Annotated in this window: 14 protein-coding genes; 5 read left to right on the plus strand and 9 right to left on the minus strand. The window is 46.8% G+C overall.

The genetic code is table 11. The features are described 5' to 3' along the window. Positions 1-17: 17 nt before the first annotated feature. Together LVQ77_RS08590 and LVQ77_RS08595 are read left to right on the plus strand one after the other, a co-directional pair. A complete protein-coding gene (locus LVQ77_RS08590) occupies positions 18-1,196 on the plus strand; it encodes an HlyD family secretion protein (RefSeq protein WP_232864067.1) in 1,179 nt (392 codons plus the stop codon). Between the two features lie 10 nt (positions 1,197-1,206). Continuing rightward, positions 1,207-2,742 carry a DHA2 family efflux MFS transporter permease subunit gene (locus tag LVQ77_RS08595; protein WP_232904195.1) on the plus strand — a complete coding sequence of 512 codons (1,536 nt, stop codon included), beginning with the start codon at positions 1,207-1,209 and terminating at the stop codon, positions 2,740-2,742. Positions 2,743-2,776: 34 nt separating this feature from the next. On the opposite strand, the gene sbmA is transcribed toward LVQ77_RS08595, so the two are convergent. The 3 genes from sbmA to lpxP form a co-directional block, all read right to left on the minus strand. Next, positions 2,777-3,994: a peptide antibiotic transporter SbmA gene (sbmA, locus tag LVQ77_RS08600; protein ID WP_232864065.1), complete on the minus strand. Its 1,218-nt coding sequence runs from the start codon at positions 3,992-3,994 to the stop codon at positions 2,777-2,779. Between the two features lie 98 nt (positions 3,995-4,092). Next, positions 4,093-4,614, minus strand: a complete 522-nt coding sequence (locus tag LVQ77_RS08605; RefSeq protein WP_151995573.1) for an isochorismatase family protein — start codon at positions 4,612-4,614, stop codon at positions 4,093-4,095. Positions 4,615-4,670: 56 nt separating this feature from the next. Further along, complete coding sequence (gene lpxP / locus LVQ77_RS08610; RefSeq protein WP_232864064.1) at positions 4,671-5,597, minus strand: kdo(2)-lipid IV(A) palmitoleoyltransferase; 927 nt, start codon at positions 5,595-5,597, stop codon at positions 4,671-4,673. A 396-nt stretch (positions 5,598-5,993) separates the two neighbouring features. Between lpxP and LVQ77_RS08615 the strand changes: the two genes are divergently transcribed. Then, positions 5,994-6,281 carry a hypothetical protein gene (locus LVQ77_RS08615; protein WP_151995575.1) on the plus strand — a complete coding sequence of 96 codons (288 nt, stop codon included), beginning with the start codon at positions 5,994-5,996 and terminating at the stop codon, positions 6,279-6,281. Between the two features lie 177 nt (positions 6,282-6,458). Next, positions 6,459-7,610, plus strand: a complete 1,152-nt coding sequence (gene ampH / locus LVQ77_RS08620) for a D-alanyl-D-alanine-carboxypeptidase/endopeptidase AmpH (RefSeq protein WP_370639831.1) — start codon at positions 6,459-6,461, stop codon at positions 7,608-7,610. A gap of 37 nt (positions 7,611-7,647) precedes the next feature. Here ampH and LVQ77_RS08625 read toward each other — a convergent pair whose 3' ends face one another. The 4 genes from LVQ77_RS08625 to proB all read right to left on the minus strand — a co-directional run bounded on the left by LVQ77_RS08625 (position 7,648) and on the right by proB (position 14,203). Continuing rightward, on the minus strand, positions 7,648-8,268 hold the full coding sequence (locus LVQ77_RS08625; RefSeq protein ID WP_232904196.1) for a helix-turn-helix domain-containing protein: 621 nt from the start codon (positions 8,266-8,268) through the stop codon (positions 7,648-7,650). Positions 8,269-8,401: 133 nt separating this feature from the next. Further along, positions 8,402-11,341, minus strand: coding sequence for an autotransporter adhesin EhaB (gene ehaB, locus LVQ77_RS08630; RefSeq protein ID WP_232904197.1), 2,940 nt, complete (start codon positions 11,339-11,341; stop codon positions 8,402-8,404). Positions 11,342-11,835: 494 nt separating this feature from the next. Further along, the gene (gene proA / locus LVQ77_RS08635) at positions 11,836-13,089 is read right to left on the minus strand and encodes a glutamate-5-semialdehyde dehydrogenase (RefSeq protein WP_232904198.1); all 1,254 of its coding nucleotides are present in this window, start codon (positions 13,087-13,089) and stop codon (positions 11,836-11,838) included. 10 nt (positions 13,090-13,099) lie between these two features. Continuing rightward, entirely contained in the window at positions 13,100-14,203 is a 1,104-nt protein-coding gene (proB, locus tag LVQ77_RS08640; RefSeq protein WP_064516501.1) for a glutamate 5-kinase, read from the minus strand. 295 nt (positions 14,204-14,498) lie between these two features. Here proB and LVQ77_RS08645 point away from each other — a divergent pair, with 295 nt between their 5' ends. Continuing rightward, positions 14,499-15,599 carry a porin gene (locus LVQ77_RS08645; RefSeq protein ID WP_232904199.1) on the plus strand — a complete coding sequence of 367 codons (1,101 nt, stop codon included), beginning with the start codon at positions 14,499-14,501 and terminating at the stop codon, positions 15,597-15,599. Between the two features lie 46 nt (positions 15,600-15,645). On the opposite strand, the gene crl is transcribed toward LVQ77_RS08645, so the two are convergent. Next, complete coding sequence (gene crl / locus LVQ77_RS08650) at positions 15,646-16,047, minus strand: sigma factor-binding protein Crl (RefSeq protein WP_232864058.1); 402 nt, start codon at positions 16,045-16,047, stop codon at positions 15,646-15,648. Positions 16,048-16,104: 57 nt separating this feature from the next. Next, positions 16,105-17,352, minus strand: coding sequence for an esterase FrsA (frsA, locus tag LVQ77_RS08655; RefSeq protein ID WP_232864057.1), 1,248 nt, complete (start codon positions 17,350-17,352; stop codon positions 16,105-16,107). Positions 17,353-17,490 lie beyond the last annotated feature (138 nt).

The following is a 17,490-nucleotide window of genomic DNA, read 5'->3' on the forward strand; positions in this document are numbered from 1 at the left end:
CGAATAAAGGCCAAATAATGGAAACCACTCCAGAAGTCCACGTTCAGCGTTCCAGTAAGCGCAAACGTAATTTTATTATTCTTATCCTGATTCTTGTGCTGGCAGCCGCGGGGTGTCTGGCCTGGTATTTGTTATATGCGCGTTATTACGAGTCAACTGACGACGCCTATGTGAATGGCAACCAGGTCACGTTAACGCCGCAGATTGCAGGCACGGTGACGCAGGTGAGCGTTGACGAAGGTGATTATGTGCAAAAAGGCCAGCCGCTGGTGCTGCTTGATCCGAGTGATACCGAAATCGCGCTTCAGCAAGCGGAGGCCAATCTGGCGAATACCGTTCGCCAGGTTCGCGGGTTGTACAGCACTGCGGATAATTACCGTGCACAAGTCGCAGCGAAAAAAGTCGCCCTGCAAACGGCGCAAAACGATTACGCTCGCCGCCAGAAAATCTTCTCAACCGGCGCTATAGCGGCTGAAGATCTTTCCCATTACCGCGACGCTGTGACCAGCGCACAGAGTGATTTGGCCGCCGCACAAGAGGCGTTACGCACCAATACCGCGATGGTGGATGACACCGTTATTGATAGCCATCCAGAGATCAAAAGCGCGGTCGCCACTCTTCGCCAGCGTTACCTTGATAACTCACGTAGCACTATCGTTGCGCCGGTAAGCGGGTTTGTCGCTAAACGCGCCGTGCAACTGGGGATGCGAGTGACTTCAGGCACCACGCTTCTGGCTATCGTGCCGCTCAATGAAGTGTGGGTGGATGCCAACTTTAAAGAAAGCCAAATGAACACCATGCGCCTGGGGCAAAAAGTGACGCTCAATGCCGATCTTTACGGCGATGATGTGGAATACCACGGCACGATTGAAAGCCTGGGGATTGGCACCGGTAGCGCGTTCTCACTGCTGCCTGCCCAGAACGCCAGCGGTAACTGGATCAAGATTGTTCAGCGTTTGCCTGTTCGTATCACACTTGATCCACATGATATGCAGAAGCACCCATTGCGCGTGGGTCTGTCGATGAATGTCCGTGTCGATATTCGTGATGAAGGCGGCCATCTTCTGCCACAGCAAACGGTTAGCGCCCCGCGTTTCACCACGGATGTGTATCAAAACCCGCTGGCTGAAGCGGACAAACTGGTGGCTAAAATCCTTCATGACAATAGCAAAACGGTAGCCGCAAGCGCCCGTTAAGAGAGACGTTATGCAAGATAAGGCTGCATTTACGCCTCCCAATATGTGGCTGGCGGTGCTCGCGCTATCGCTGGCTACATTTATGCAGGTGCTGGATTCCACCATCGCCAACGTGGCGTTGCCGACCATCGCCGGTAATCTCGGCGTCAGTGCGGATCAAGGCACCTGGGTTATCACTTCGTTTGCGGTGTGTAACGCTATTGCCCTACCGCTGACCGGCTGGTTTACCCGGCGCTTTGGGCAGCTCAAGCTGTTTATTGGCTCGGTGGTGATGTTCACCCTCACCTCGTTCCTGTGCGGTTTTGCCCACAGCATGACCGAGCTGATTTTCTTCCGCGCCCTGCAAGGTTTCTTCGCTGGCCCAATGTTCCCGATGTGCCAGACGCTCCTGCTGGTTATCTTCCCCTCCAGCAAACGCAGTATGGCGCTGGCGCTGTTATCGATGGTGACCGTGGTTGCGCCGATTGTCGGGCCGATTACCGGCGGTTGGATCACCGATAATTACTCGTGGCCGTGGATTTTCTATATCAACGTGCCAATTGGAATTTTCGCCTCGATTGTAGTCTGGACGCAGTTACGTGCTCGCGAAGAAACCACGACACACGCGCCAATCGACTATATCGGCATTGCGTTGTTGGTGCTTGGCGTTGGGCTGCTACAGGTGGTGCTGGATAAAGGCAACGACCTCGACTGGTTCGCCTCGCCGCACATTATTATTATGTCGGTCATTTCGGCTATCTCACTGGTTTCGTTTGTGATGTGGGAGTTGGGCGAACGCCACCCGATTGTGAACCTGCGCCTGTTCAAGGATCGCAACTTTGCGATTGGCACGCTGTCGCTCACATTGGGTTATGCCGCATTCTTTGCCATCAATATTATTTTGCCACAATGGCTGCAAACGCAGATGGGTTATACCGCGATTTGGGCCGGGCTTGCCGCCGCGCCAATGGGGGTGTTACCGCTAATGATGACGCCGATTATCGGGCGCTACGCCAGTAAGTTTGATCTGCGCATTCTGGCTTCGCTGTCGTTCCTGACCATGGGCGCGTCTTGTCTGATTCGCGCGCAGTTCAACACCGACGTGGATTTCCGCACTATCGCCGAAGTGCAGCTGTTTATGGGGATTGGCGTGGCGTTCTTCTTTATGCCGATTACCACCATTGTGCTGTCGAACTTGAACGGTGCGCAAGTGGCTGAAGGTTCAGGCCTGGCGACGTTTTTCCGTGTATTAGGCGGCTCATTTGCCTCTTCACTGACAACGTGGATTTGGTCGCGCCGTGAGGTTTTCCATCACGCCAACCTTGCGGAGAGCGTATCCAACTACAACCCGGCGGCGGTGGATTATCTGGATAAAATGGGTGGCGCGACGCAGCAGCATATGGCGTTTATCGATAAAACCATTGAGCAGCAGGCGTACATGATGTCGACCATCGATTATTTCTGGATTTTAGGCTGGGGGTTTATGGCGCTGATTATCGTGATTTGGTTCGCGCGCCCACCGTTTGTCCGGTCAGGCGCACCGAGTGCATCTTCGGCGGGGCATTAAATTAAATGGGCGGGGAAAATTCCCGCCCATTTTTTTAGACTGACTCGCTCGCTGCTTCTACCGGAATATCCTGCAACGTGCGCTCAAAGCTGCGCAGACGTTTATAGATAGACATCAGCTCAACAAGCGTGGTCCACGAGCTAATCAAATACTGGAATGAACCACGAACCTGACCAAACACGTTGGTGATTTGCGTCATCAAACCAAGCGTAATAGTCCCAGCTACAATCGATGGGAACAGCAGGAACAAGCCGAACACATTATCAACCTGCAAGTAGAGAATACGTGCAATGTTGAAGTACATATAATGGAAATAGAGTCGGAAATAGTTTCTGCGCACACCATCAAACAGCTCTTTTACTGTTGGTGGAGAAGCACGAGATGGGTCGTCCTCGCCATAAACCAGCTCTTTACGGTACGCCGCTTCAACACGCTGATTTTTGAACTCAAGCCCTGGCAGTTTAATCCCTACCACAGCCAGCAACCCTGTTCCCAGAAGTGACCAGATAATGGCAGCAATCACCAGACCGTAAGGAATATGCCCAACAATCGGTAAATCTGGAACGTGAGCTGACAGAGTGACTAACACAGGCAGGAAGGCAATTAACGTCATAATCGCGTTAATAAAGCTGACGCCCATATCTTCGAGAGTGGAAGCAAAGCGCATGGTATCTTCCTGCACACGCTGTGCGGCACCTTCGATATGGCGCAGCATCTGCCAGTTCTCCATGTAGTATTCGTTCATTGCGGTACGCCAGCGGAAGACATAGTGGCTGACGAAAAAGTTATTCATCACACCAACGATCACCGCAATCAGTGCAATACCGAGAAATACGCCAACCTCATGATAGAACTGCTCAATGGTCACTTTATGGGGAGAACTGAGCGCAGTCTGGATTAAATCGTAGAATGGGGCATACCACGCATTCACCGCCACCCCGACTTCCACCAGGAACCAGGTCACGAAAATAATCAGCGAGGAGCCGAGAATAGACCAATACTGCCAACGGTGCGGGCTGTAGATAAACCAGAATAGTGCAAACATACCCACGCAAAGAGCGTAATAGGCGTAAAACACTAGATAGCTTATCGACCAGAAACGAGCAGCACTGATTGGCACTTCGCCACTCGCGCCGGTGATATGCTCAAGCCAGTTGCCTCCACCAGCCTGCCAGAAAATAACGGCGATCATTGCCCAGATAAAAGCCGACACGAAAAATGCTGTCGGGCGTGGGAAAAACGATTTAAACATTACAACACTCCTGAAAACACACTCTTATTGTTATAACTTTCCCGGAAAAATAAGGCTCACTGAATGTTGTATCAAGAGATGTAAGGGTTAGTGCAGCTCTACCATTGCTCAAGGATTTCTGCGGTAGATTTTACCCGCAGAGTATTTCCAGGAATCGTAAAGTTACGCCAGACATCGTTGTAATGCTCGATCAACACTTCAGCAAGAGCCGCCGGACGATTTGCTGTGGTATGGGCGTCAAGGGCAACAGTCATGGCATAGCCGCGACTGGCTCCATTTTTAATAGTAGCGTCCACGCAATAATCTGTGGCACAACCGCACACCACAAATTCGTTTATTTTGTGGCGTTGAAGCAGTTCATCAAGTTCCGTGCGATAAAAAGCGTCACAGGCTGTTTTGGTTACATACAGCGCATCGGCTGGCTGTATTAGCTCAGGTAACAAACTAAACGCCGTGCTCCCCTGCTCAAAGCCAGGTTCTGTATGTTGGATGAAAATAACTTTTTCTGCGGCATCGATCAGTTGGTTAATACGAGTCGTGCAGGTTTCACGGTTAAAACGTGGGGTATCAAATACCCCGTTTTGCATATCGATAACCATCAGTACACGTTGGGCAGGCATAATTAAGCTCTCAATGAACAAGGAAGTCATGAGCGTAGCATAAGCCTGGTTTTGCTTTAAACCGTGTAAAGTTTGGGTTGACCGTCAGGCCGGGTTTTAAAACGACGATGCAACCAAAGGTACTGTTCTGGCGCACGCATAATTTCATGCTCAATTTTACGGTTCATATATGCCGCTGCGGCTTGTTCATCATCGAGCGGGTAATCATTCATCTCTGGCCCAATAACCAACTGATAACCTGAGCCATCAGATTTACGGTACAGAACAATTGTAAGAAGCACAGGCTTCGCCAGACGGGCAATAGTGTAAGTCCCGTTGGTGGTTGCTGCCTGCGGTACAGCGAAGAAGGGTGCAAATGAACTGCCTTTTGGGCCGTAATCCTGATCGGGTGCAAACCACACCGCTTCACCGGACTTAAGCGCCTTCACCATGCCTTTCAAGTTACGCCTGTCGATCATGGCTTTATTGGAACGAGAGCGACCACGGGTCTGCACGAACTCCATCGCTTTATTATTGTGTGGGCGATACATCGCCATCATTGGTCGGCAAAGGCCCATGACGCGGCCACCTAATTCCAGCGACATGAAATGCACGCCAATGGCCAGAACGCCTTTCCCTTTATCACTAGCTGCAGTGATGTGTTCAAGGCCGCTAACATCAAACCATTTCCGAACCCGCGCATCAGACCAAAACCAGGCCATTCCTGTTTCAATCAACCCCATCCCCAACGAGGAGAAATTCTGCTTAACGAGTTCTTCAATTTGCACGTCGCTATAGTGCGGGAAGCAAAGTTTGAGATTCTGACGAGCAATAGAAACCCGGCGTTTAAGAAAACGCATTGATGCCCGACCAATTAAGTCGCCCATTTTAAGCAGCACGGGATATGGCAGTTGCACCCAAAGCCACAAGATGGCAAGACCAAACCAGGTCAGCCAATAGCGAGGGTGAAGGAGATCTTTTCGAAATGACGGTTTGCTAGACATTTTCTGCTTCTTTATGCGTAATTGGTGTGTATCGCATAAGGAGTTAAATCATTAGCGGTACAGCGAGGTGCCATAACTAAGACGCGATCGGGCAGTAATAGTTGCAGCACAGTAATCAATGTTCCGCTGATGATACGCATTTTCTGATCAAGCTATGTATAGGAGTTGTCAGTTTTTTTGCTTATTTCCTACAATTACATCAGCAACAGGCGTTATACGCACTTTTAAGCTCAAAAAACAGACAACAAAAGTCTGATTTTGTTCTTTCTATGGTAAAACGCAACCAATCACTCCCCCATTCCTGATGAATAAATTTTCATCTTTTCACCTGTCGCAAACCGATATTTGTGCCAATACTTATTGGGATTTCCCTACATACTTCAGGAACCTGGCCCTATGAAAAAACTAACATTAGCCTTACTTTCAAGCACTCTTTTGTTCGCATCCGCAGGAGCATTTGCCGAAAACCCAGCTACCAGTACCTCAGGTATGCAGGCTGAGAAAGAACAACTCAATAACCCGGGCCATATTATTGATGACTGCCGTGCAGCTGGAAACGAAAACAAAAAAGGCTGCGAATCAGGGCACGAAATGCGTTCTGAGCACAAAGGCGACGATAAAATGCTTAAAAAAGGCGGCACAACTGACGACGTAACGCAGAAAGACGTACAAAAAACTAACTAATATCAGGTGCACCACGGCGACAAGCAGTGGTGCATTACTGAGCGAAAAACTCGTTGAAATGGCGCGTTACGCTTTTTCTTATCACATTCCTCATTTTCCACGTTTGCGCAGCGCCATAGAGTAGTATAAATACGATCAATATCGCTTCTCTTCGTTTATGGATTACCTGCGTTGAAAATTCTTCTCCCGCGTCTTGCGGCGCTCGTTATTGCTGCGCTGCCAATTTTGAGCTTTGCACAAACATCTCCCGATCCGGTTTTTGCCTCCGAGATTGCAGACCGTTATGCCAACCATATTTATTACGGCAGCGGAGCTACGGGTATGGCAATGGTAGTGATTGATGGTAATCAGCGCGTTTTCAGAAGCTTTGGTGAAACACGGCCCGGAAATAACGTCCGTCCGCAGCTTGACTCTGTTATCCGCATTGCATCGTTGACCAAGCTGATGACCAGTGAGATGTTGGTAAAAATGTTGGATCAGGGAAAAGTTCAGCTTAATGATCCGTTAAGTAAATATGCCCCGTCGGGAGCCAGGGTCCCAACATACAATGGTAACCCCATCACTCTTGTTAATCTGGCTACGCATACAAGTGCCTTACCCCGTGAACAACCCGGCGGTGCGGCTCATCGAACTGTGTTTACCTGGCCGACACGCGATCAGCGCTGGAACTGGCTTGCCACTGCAAGTTTAAAGAGCTCTCCAGGTACTATCGCCGCTTATTCAAACCTTGCTTTTGACTTGCTGGCTGATGCCCTGTCTCAGGCAGCAGGGAAACCGTATCCCGCACTGTTCGAAGAACAGATAACTCGCCCACTAGGGATGAAGGACACCACGTTCACTCCTTCACCTGATCAGTGCAAACGCCTGATGGTCGCTGAAAAAGGGGCGAGCCCGTGCGATAACACACTTGCGGCAATTGGAAGCGGTGGTGTTTACTCCACGCCTGATGACATGATGCGCTGGATGCAGCAATTCCTGAGCTCTGATTTCCATCGCCGTAATACCCAGGCAGACAGAATGCAGACGCTTATCTATCAACGTACTCAACTGACTAAAGTGATCGGCATGGATGTCCCAGGAAAAGCAGATGCTTTAGGGCTTGGCTGGGTATATATGGCGCCTAAAAATGGCCGACCAGGTATTGTGCAGAAAACTGGTGGTGGTGGTGGCTTCATCACTTATATGGCAATGGTCCCGGAAAGCAATGTCGGCGTTTTTGTCGTTGTCACTCGCTCATCATTAACTCGTTTCGTGAATATGAGTAATGGTGTGAATGATTTAGTTTCAGAATTAAGCGGGTTTACCCCACAGACTAGCCCCGCCTCTTAAGTGGTAAAGCAGGTCGGTATGCCGACCTGCTTATTTTTTAATAGCTAGTCGGTAAACGATTGACTGATTTAAGCTTACCTTTGTCCATCTCAATATAATTACCTTTGCGTAAAGCAGATAAAATTTCCGCAATAACTGAGCGTGATATTTTAGTTCTTTTTTGTACAAACGTTATGACACCTGTACGCTCACGTAATTCAGGACTCCATGAATCCATAATGAGCAAGGTCGCTCGAATTTGAGAATACTTTGATGCACCAATGAAACGAGCATCACGACTCTCAAGACTATGTAATAGGAAGGTGGTCCAGTGACAAACCTGTTGCCACAGTTTATTTTTTTCGATGATTTCTAATGCAAGGCTTACGGGAATAGTAAATCCCTGACAATCAGTTTGAGTAATTACTCGGTATTTAAATTGAGAAGGTTTCAATATATTTGCCAGGCCAATACATGTTGGCGCCGATATAAGATCCATCAAAAGGCCATCAACTTCTCGATGTAGCACAATCGTCCCCTCACTAAAGAACAAAATAAGTTGCTCGTTATCTTCATTGAACATCCCTAATTCACTGTCTGCTGGCAAATTGAACCTCTTGCCTGCGTCCACCAACCTGCTGCGAATAGCTTCGAGCTGGGTTAATGGTTTCATATGCATAATCGATATTCCTTTATCTTAAGAGCCACAAGAAAATGCCTGTCTCTATTCGAGACAGGCATTTATTACTGTTAATATATTCATATTAGATATGGTTCAGATTATCGTTTGAACCACGTCATTCATTATATTATTACCAGATGTACTTAACACCAACATTTGCTGACCAATCCTGATCAACATCGCCACCACCGAGATAGTTAGTGTCAGCATAAGCTGCGAAGTTTTTGGTAAAGCTGAACTGGCTACCCAGACCTACACGTACAGCTGAACCTTCAACACCATTGTCGATGTCATCACCGTTGACATTAGCACTGTTGCCGTTTGAATCATCATAGACGTACGCCAGTTTGAAGTAAGGAGTCAGAGCTTGATCACCGTAGTTGAAGGTGTATCCCGCATCCATACCCAACTCATAACGCATGCTGTCATATGACTGGCTACCCACTTTCATATTATTACTAAGTTGATAGTTGTCGCCATCCTGGAACAAGCCAGAGATAGAAGCATATGGAGTCAGGTAACCTTGCTGATTAATCTGCCAGTCATAGCCGAGTTTCATACCGAAGCCCCAGGCATCAGAAGAAATATCGCCATCAACCGCAGATCCGTTACTCATGCGTGCAGTCAAATCGTTGCTGTAGTGGCTATAGCTCAACGTTGAATCCAGGAAAATATTGTTCTGGAAACGAGCTGAAGAGTAGATACGAGCAGATTGGCTGTCTTGATCGACATTACCGCTGTTATCGCTGATACTGCCTTTCGCAAAGCCTGCTGCTGCACCGATAGTCCATTTAGCCGAGTTGCCGTCGATCTGCTTATCCAAACCAACCATGATGCCATTTACGTCTTGATCGTAGTTCAGCGTGCCGTTATCGCCAGAGAAGCCACCGCCGATATAAGTAACCCAGGCACCACCAGTATCACCATTTGGAGTATGGCGACCATTCGCCAGACGAGTCGCCAGAGCGTCTTGTTCCAAATTCCAGGTATTAGTGTTAGCTGAAGGGATGCTTAACGCCATATTAGCGTAATCAGTCAAACGATCCTGCTTCAGAACTACAGTGTTACCTTTCTGCTCAGCTTGGTAGGTGTAGGCACCCAAGTCAGCTTTATTAGCAGCAGAGAAGGTTGCAGTGCTGTTCTTGTCGTTAACATAGACCAGCTCGTTACCTTTATAGTCAGCAACAGAACCTGTACCAGTCGCGTTGTCGATACGCACTTTATAGTTACCGGTAGCAGCAGCTACGACGTCACCTACATTATCAACTTCGTTTTGACCTGCTTCTGTGTGATTTGTGTCATAAGCGTCGCCATTGCCATTAATGGTCAGGTGACCATCAGAGTTCATAGCGACAACACCATAGCCATAGTTAGACTTAGAAGTATCGTTCGTACGGTCATTGCTCAGATCAGCATCAAGCACATAACGGTTACTATGAATGTCGAACGTACCTGCATGGATGTTGCCTGCACTATCAGTTGTGCTGGTTACATTCAGTACATCAGTACGGAACGAACTAACATTAGACTGATCAGTTTTCACATCAAACAGACCATTGTTGGTCACAGTGATTGTGTTTGCATACAAAGCAGCATCAGCAGCAGTCCAGCCTGCAGACACATCACTAGCGAGAGATACTGTACTATTATTAATAGTCAGAGAATCTGTTGCAACATGACCATCTTCACCGATATTCAGAGAAGAACCGCCGGTTAAAGCAATTGAGTCAGAAACCAAGGAAGAATCTACAACATTTACCCGAGAACCACTGTTGATGCTCAATGTATCAATTAGAGATGCTTTAGTCGTATCCCATTCTGAACGCCCATTCAACGTAACGTTGAACAGACCGCTCTGATAAACTTCGTTACCAGCAACGTGACCTTCATTGTATGCAGTATCAGAGTTATCGATACCGAAAGTTGATGATGGCCATAGGCTATTAGCAGTGATATCGATCAGTGTTGCAGTTGCATCGGTACCTGATGCGGAACTGTCGTAAATACCATCACCATCAGTATCCACCTGATGAACAGACATTGCTGCACCGACCCATTTGCTACCATTATTTAGGGTAACATCCATACGGTCGGTACCATCCCAGCCGTTAGTATCAACACTTGCATCTGTATCGCGATAAGAATCAGCACCATTCGGGAAGAAGTTCTCATCAAAGTTACTTGAGAAGAGAACATCACCCATCAGCGTGGAATTGCTGAGGTTAACAGTTGTCTGCATGGCATTGTCAGCATTCGGGTTGGCAATTGCAGAGATCGCAATATCATCACGAGTAACAGTGTTGCTATAATCACTTGCATTCTTGGTATTACCAAACCAACCAGATGTACCTTCATCTGTCCATGAACCTGAAGTCACGGTAGAATCGGCCACAGTAATGGTATTATTGAACACCTCACCGCTATTTACGCCAGTACTAACAGTGTTGTCATCAATATCTTCCCACTCATAACCCTGAGTCAGCGTAATACCCGCAACGTGTGAGTTATTTTTAATGGATAGATCAACTTCCTGATCCAGAGTGATGGCTGTACCTTTATTGTATACATTTATAATATGCGTATCTGCTGCATCATTATACGTACCGTTATAGGTATAGTGTTCGTAGTTGTCATCAATCGTTGAATTATCAACTGTCAGCGTCAGACGGTCGTAAACATAACCAGTAGTGCGGTCAACACACTCAGTTGTCATACAATCAGAAGTTATCATACCGTGAATGGTACTATTTGCGATTGTCAGACTGTTGTTATTGGTGTTGGTAGAAATACCATCATCAAGGTAATATGTGGAAATAACACCATTTACGGTAGATTTATTGATTACTGGGTAAATATTTCCATTGTAAACACTGTCAGTACCATAGTTATTCCAGCCCACATACCCCTGATAGTAAACACCGTCAGCGAAAGTAGAATCATTATAGTGAACGTATGTATTGTATGTCGTACCTGAGATATCTTTACTTGCAGCATGTGCCTGAGAAGCAATTGCCAAAGTGCAGGCTAATGCAAGTTGTGATACAACGAGTTTCTTTTTCCAAGAGTGCATTTATCATCCCTCCTCAGGGACTAGAACTTATGTTGGTCCATCAATAGTCAATGCAATAAGCGGTTATCACTAATAGATGTAATGATGTTAGCGGAAAGATTATTATGCCCCGATAGCGAATGGTTCAATTAATTTATTTAGTAAGTACGAAAAAAGACAAATATCACAAAGATGCCGCAAGCACTTATGATCAATAATTACCTATATATTAACGACATGCAAAAATACAAAAGCAAATCATATATAAAATGTATCAATCACCTTTATTAATATATTATTTAAATGAAGTGAATTAACATTAGGTTAGTGTGATATGTAATATAGACAACATGTAAATAACTGATGGTTTTTATACGCAGAAGTACAGAATTGAACAGTAGAGATATTGATTCATTTCAAAATCAAATGTGCTAGATGCATTTAATTTAAGAAAGTGATAGGTAATACATATAAGCTTATAATTTCCAGATTTATATGTATTACCTTTGATTCACTTATGCGCGAATGGTATCGTCGCCGAATCCGATCCATTTATAAGTCGTCAGTGCTTCAAGACCCATTGGACCACGTGCGTGAAGTTTTTGTGTACTTACGGCCACTTCAGCACCTAAACCAAACTGGGCACCGTCGGTGAAACGCGTTGAAGCATTCACGTAAACAGCTGAAGAATCGACTTCATTCACAAAGCGATTCGCGTGGCTTAACGTACGCGTCAGAATTGCATCTGAGTGCTGTGTGCCGTGCTGCCGAATGTGATCGATAGCGTCATCAATATCAGCGACAACTTTCACATTCAGATGCAATGACAACCATTCATCGTCGTAATCTTCTGCTTTCACTGGCAGCACTTCTGCCGGCCCGTTTTGCAAAAGTAGCAACGATTTTTCATCCGCATGTAACGTAACGCCAGACTCTGCCATTTGCTTACTTAAAGCCGGTAGGAAAGTTTCGACAATTTCCTGATGCACCAGCAAAGTTTCCACCGTATTACAGGTGCTTGGGCGTTGTGTTTTCGCATTTACGATGATTTTCAACGCAGGAGTAAACTCCGCACTTTCATCGACAAAAATATGACAAACACCGATACCACCCGTTATCACTGGAATGGTGGATTGCTCACGGCAAAGTTTATGCAGACCAGCACCACCGCGCGGAATTAACATATCTACGTAGCGATCCATGCGCAGTAACTCGCTCACCAAGGCGCGATCCGGGCTTTCAATCGCCTGAACTGCCGCCGCTGGTAAACCGCACTCCATTAGAGCTTGCTGAATAACTTTTACTGTCGCGGCGTTTGTACGCCATGTTTCTTTACCACCACGTAGAATCGCTGCATTACCAGTTTTTAGACACAATGAGGCTACATCAACCGTTACGTTAGGGCGGGCCTCATAAATTACCCCTACGACACCTAATGGAACACGGCGACGTTCGAGACGCAGGCCGCTATCAAGCAAGCCCCCATCTATTACCTGACCAACAGGATCGGCCAAATTGCAAACCTGGCGAACATCATCGGCGATGCTTTTCAGACGTGAAGGTGTAAGCTGTAGGCGATCGAGCATCGCTTCACTCAAACCATTGGCTTTTGCTTCAGCTAAATCCTGCTCGTTGGCCGTTAAAATACCTTCAGCTTGTTCTTCCAGATAATCTGCAATTCGTTCCAGCGCACGATTTTTTTCGCGACTGGAGAGCAGGGCCATCTGATAAGAAGCCGCTTTAGCGGCTTTGCCCATTTGTTCCAGCATTGCCTGCTCCTTAATTAACAATCATATCGTCACGATGAACCGCTACTGGGCCGTATTCGTAGCCAAGGATTTCACCGATCTTTTGAGAGTGATGGCCCGCAATACGACGTAAAGCATCGCTGTTATAGCGGCAGACCCCATGGGCAATATCACGCCCTTCGAGGCTACGAATGCGAATAACTTCTCCACGAGAGAAGTTGCCTGTCACATTTTTGATACCCTTGGGCAGTAAAGAACTACCACGTTCAAGGATCGCGGCCAGCGCGCCATCATCAACTGTAATTTCACCGGCTGGCGGTGCGCCAAATATCCAACGCTTACGATTTTCTAACGGGGACTGCTGCGCATGGAAACGTGTTCCGACAGGAGTCCCTGCCATCACATCACCAATAACGCCAGGTTTGCTTCCTGCCGCAATCACAACATCTATTCCAGCGCGGCAGGCAACATCCGCAGCTTGTAATTTAGTGCCCATACCACCGGTCCCAAGCCCGGAAACACTATCACCGGCGATGGCGCGCAGCGCATCATCAATGCCATGGACTTCTTTAATTAATTCAGCGGCTGGATTATTACGTGGATCAGCAGTAAATAACCCTTGTTGATCTGTCAGCAGGAGTAACTTATCGGCACCCGCAAGAATAGCGGCCAGCGCAGAAAGGTTATCGTTATCGCCAACTTTAATTTCTGCCGTCGCAACAGCATCGTTTTCATTGATTATAGGTACGATATTGTTGTCCAGCAGCGCTCGCAGGGTATCTCGCGCATTCAGGAAACGTTCGCGATCTTCCATATCGGCACGCGTGAGCAGCATCTGCCCAACATGAATGCCATAGATAGAAAATAGCTGTTCCCAGAGTTGGATCAACCTACTTTGCCCAACAGCGGCCAGTAATTGTTTCGACGCAATAGTTGCGGGGAGTTCGGGGTAGCCCAAATGCTCACGTCCTGCGGCAATCGCCCCAGACGTCACAATAACGATACGATGCCCGGAGGCATGAAGTTGTGCACATTGGCGCACCAGCTCAACAATATGAGCCCGATTCAGGCGGCGTGAGCCACCGGTTAATACGCTCGTGCCTAGTTTTACCACCAGCGTCTGGCTGTCACTCATGATTCTCTGCCGTGTTAGCGAAATTGGAAATTTAAAATGCCAAATGACGTTGTAACAGGAGTCGCGATGAATGCCAACTGCCCCGGCACGGAAAACGGTTAACTTCGCGTAAACGATCGATAACCGTAACGGCAAATTTTGACAATTTCATGACAAATATAAATTATTACGTTTATTTAAAATTTCTCTTACTATGTCATAAAACTTTCATCTCAAGGCGATAAAACTCTCTGCGTTTTTTAACGGGATATTTCCCGATTAAATTTTAGCGCGTATACATCATTGGGATGAGAAAATGAAAAAAAGCACACTGGCATTAATGGTATTGGGTTTTATGGCGTCATCAACTTCTTCGCAGGCAGCGGAAATTTATAATAAAGATGGCAATAAACTCGACCTTTATGGAAAAGTAAAAGCAGAACACTATTTAAGTGATAATAATGCTGTAGATGGCGATCAGTCTTATGTCCGCCTGGGGTTTAAAGGCCAGACTCAAATTAACGACCAACTAACTGGTTTCGGGCAGTGGGAATATCAAGTTGCCGCTAACAAAGCCGAAGGTGATGTTAATACCACCAAAACTCGCCTGGCATTTGCTGGGTTAAAAGCGGGTGATATTGGTTCATTTGATTATGGTCGTAACTACGGCGTGTTGTACAACATCGCTTCCTACACCGATATGATGCCAGAGTTTGGTGATGATTCTTACACCAAAACCGATAACTTTATGACTGGCCGTGCTAACGGCGTTGCAACCTACCGCAATAACACCTTCTTTGGTCTGGTTGATGGCCTGAAGCTTTCCCTGCAATATCAAGGAAAAAACGAGAATGACGGCCGTGCAGCCAGCAAACAAAACGGTGACGGTTTTGGTACTTCACTGTCTTATGATATTGGCGATACTGGCCTGACAGTTGGTGCGGGTTACGCCAACTCCAACCGTACTTTGGCGCAGAAAAACCAGGCTTACGGCAAGGGTGAGAATGCCGAAGCCTGGACTACCGGCGTGAAATATGACGCGAATAAAGTGTATCTGGCTGCAATGTATGCCGAGACACGTAATATGACGCCAATTTCTGGTACGGCATCAATTAATGGAATAAATAGTAGCATTAGCGGCTTTGCAAATAAAAACCAGGCATTCGAAGTTATTGCACAGTATCAATTTGATTTTGGACTTCGCCCATCACTTGGTTATGTCCAGTCAAAAGCCAAAGATATTGAAGGAATCGGTGATGCCGATTTAGTGAAATATATCGATGTCGCTGCGACTTATTACTTTAACAAAAACATGTCTACTTATGTTGATTACAAAATAAACCAACTCAGTGATGACAATGCATTAAATCTGAATAGTGATGATGTTGTTGCAATCGGTATTGTTTATCAATTCTAATTAGAAAAAGAAAACCCCCATCCATCATGGGCGGGGGTTTTTTATTTCAGGCCGAAAGCTTTACTGGTTTTTCTGCAAAGTTTTCTGCAGGCACCAAACCCAGACCCAGAGTGCTTAATAACTCGCGCAGACGCTCATGGAAACCACGCAGTGTTTGCTCAAGTCTTTCATCTACTTCTTTGTCTTTTGCTGCTGTTGCAGTCCACTTACCATCTTTGTCGAACAGACCAAAATGGTATGTATAGGTAAATTGCTTTTCCTGCGCTTCCAGTTCCATCCACCAGCCCCAAAATTCACGTTTTTCTGGTGCAGGCTTCACATTAACGCACACAGCCAGGCAATCGAAGAAGAAACGGTTATCTTCACATTGCTCTTCCCGGATATATGGGCCAAGCGAGGCGAATTTTTTAATCAATCTACTTTTCGGGTGTCCACTCGGTAACGTCATTGCGATCTCCTGTTGTGAAGCAACTGTTTTACCAAACCAATGAAATTTAGCAAATCATTAACGTAATCTATGCTTGATCCATCCGGTAATTTCTTTCAGCGCTTTGTCAAAGTTGCGATACACCGGGTTAAACGGGATCGCTAGCAACTTACCATCCGCAGATGACGAAGTGATTAAACGAGAGTCTTCTTCCGGGCTGAACGGATCGTTTTCCCAATAACCAGATAGCATTGGCGTTGGGCAATGGCGCCCTAACAGTCCCTGGGTTTTTAATGAATAGCGATTCAACTCCACGCGCAAGGCGCTATCTGATGCATCATTCATCCCAAGGCGACTAGCCAGTACATCAATATACATCTCCGGTACCTGTGCCTGACGTGATGCATCGCTCAGTAAGCTATGAACAACAGGCCCAAGGCATGCCACAGCTTTCAAACGTGGTGCTTCGATATAGCCTAAGCGCACTGCGACGTTCGCGCCGAAACGGAAACCAAACGCTGCGACACGGGTATGGTCAATCCAGGGTATGTTTGGCAATGCTTTAAGCACATGCTGGTGCAACAGGCTGGAATCCTGAGTCAATTTCCATTTTGAAGAAAACCCGACCGATGGCATATCAATGGTCAACATCGCCATACCTTCAGGTGCAAAATACTTATCAAACAAGTTGTAATAATCGCTCTGCAAAGCGTCAAGGCCACCGCAAATTAACACAGTCGGGAATGGCCCCTGCCCTTCTTTTGGAAGGTGTAAGAATCCGGTTATTGTTCCGCCACCAGGAATTGGGAATTCAAGTTCGCGCAAGCCTCCAGAAAGACGTGGAGCAGCTTCTTCATACGCGCGATTTGCCAGAACTTGTGCCTGTTCTGCAAGTTGATCACCTTTCAAATGCGGGTAGGCTGCAATGCTATAAAGATTAGCGGCCTGTAACCAATACTTGCCGCTAAGCACCTTGTCTGTTTCCTGGTTAGCTCGCTGTTGCCATTGCATTGCTTGCTTTGACCATTCATAGATCCAGTTCCCACCACGATAGCCAATGACCGTATCAAATAACTCATCATTGGTACGTTCGGCCTGGCAAATGGCAATTCGCGACTGTACTTCGAGGATTTCAAGAGGATCGACACCGCGCCAAACCCAGAGCAGTCGGTTGATCATACGATACCACTGAGGGGCTGTTGCACCGTCCAGAGCAGACTGGATAACGGGGGCCGCTTGATGCTTAGCGCGCCGAACCAGAGTCGATGTTTCGGGGTGCTTAAATCTTGGTTTAAACAGGGTTTCGCTAAGATTGGCCTGTGACATCGTTTCTGCCTCCATACAAACGTCAGGAATGAGGCTATTGTACTCTGTCAGCATCCAAATAACACAAACGCCCGGCTATGCCGGGCGTAAATCAGTGCAAATTCTCAGGCTATTAATTAATAACTAAATCATTCGTGT

This window comes from Buttiauxella cochleicola, assembly GCF_021282435.1.
GTDB classification, from domain to species: domain Bacteria; phylum Pseudomonadota; class Gammaproteobacteria; order Enterobacterales; family Enterobacteriaceae; genus Buttiauxella; species Buttiauxella massiliensis.

Excerpts from the sequence above, each read along its gene's own strand:
- LVQ77_RS08590 (WP_232864067.1), top strand. The coding sequence starts at position 18 with ATGGAAACCACTCCAGAAGTCCACGTTCAGCGTTCCAGTAAGCGCAAA.
- LVQ77_RS08595 (WP_232904195.1), top strand. The coding sequence starts at position 1,207 with ATGCAAGATAAGGCTGCATTTACGCCTCCCAATATGTGGCTGGCGGTG.
- sbmA (WP_232864065.1), bottom strand. The coding sequence starts at position 3,994 with ATGTTTAAATCGTTTTTCCCACGCCCGACAGCATTTTTCGTGTCGGCT.
- LVQ77_RS08605 (WP_151995573.1), bottom strand. The coding sequence starts at position 4,614 with ATGCCTGCCCAACGTGTACTGATGGTTATCGATATGCAAAACGGGGTA.
- lpxP (WP_232864064.1), bottom strand. The coding sequence starts at position 5,597 with ATGTCTAGCAAACCGTCATTTCGAAAAGATCTCCTTCACCCTCGCTAT.
- LVQ77_RS08615 (WP_151995575.1), top strand. The coding sequence starts at position 5,994 with ATGAAAAAACTAACATTAGCCTTACTTTCAAGCACTCTTTTGTTCGCA.
- LVQ77_RS08625 (WP_232904196.1), bottom strand. The coding sequence starts at position 8,268 with ATGCATATGAAACCATTAACCCAGCTCGAAGCTATTCGCAGCAGGTTG.
- ehaB (WP_232904197.1), bottom strand. The coding sequence starts at position 11,341 with ATGCACTCTTGGAAAAAGAAACTCGTTGTATCACAACTTGCATTAGCC.
- proA (WP_232904198.1), bottom strand. The coding sequence starts at position 13,089 with ATGCTGGAACAAATGGGCAAAGCCGCTAAAGCGGCTTCTTATCAGATG.
- proB (WP_064516501.1), bottom strand. The coding sequence starts at position 14,203 with ATGAGTGACAGCCAGACGCTGGTGGTAAAACTAGGCACGAGCGTATTA.
- LVQ77_RS08645 (WP_232904199.1), top strand. The coding sequence starts at position 14,499 with ATGAAAAAAAGCACACTGGCATTAATGGTATTGGGTTTTATGGCGTCA.
- crl (WP_232864058.1), bottom strand. The coding sequence starts at position 16,047 with ATGACGTTACCGAGTGGACACCCGAAAAGTAGATTGATTAAAAAATTC.
- frsA (WP_232864057.1), bottom strand. The coding sequence starts at position 17,352 with ATGTCACAGGCCAATCTTAGCGAAACCCTGTTTAAACCAAGATTTAAG.